At 49.7% G+C, this 352-nt stretch carries 1 pseudogene; it reads right to left on the reverse strand.

The annotated features are described in order from the left end of the window. Window positions 1-352: pseudogene (locus SB658_RS22490) on the reverse strand (peptidase M20); the annotation flags it as partial.

Here is a 352-nt window from a genome sequence, read left to right on the forward strand (position 1 = left end):
TCGCGCCGTTCAGAAAAGTGAAGCAGATTGGCGAGATGAACGGCAATACCGCTCTGCATATCAACCGAACCCCTTCCAAACATCCACTCGCCTGAGCGGGCATCCCGCTGCACATCCCGATCAAATTCATAGTTTGAGAAATATTCCGCGAGACGGTCGGAATCAAAAGCGATATCTTTTAAAGGGCCGAAATCCTCGATGCCGACCGTATCAAGATGAGCGTGATAAATGACCGTATTCAGGCTTTCGCCGTTTCCCTCAATAAATGCGAAAATATTTTTGCGGCCGTAAGGGTCCTCAGGAATCGCCTGCTCCCACACATGTGACGGATTCTCCTGAAAGTAGGGAAAGC

The organism is Bacillus sp. SIMBA_008, from assembly GCF_046535495.1.
In the GTDB taxonomy this organism is placed as follows: domain Bacteria; phylum Bacillota; class Bacilli; order Bacillales; family Bacillaceae; genus Bacillus; species Bacillus subtilis.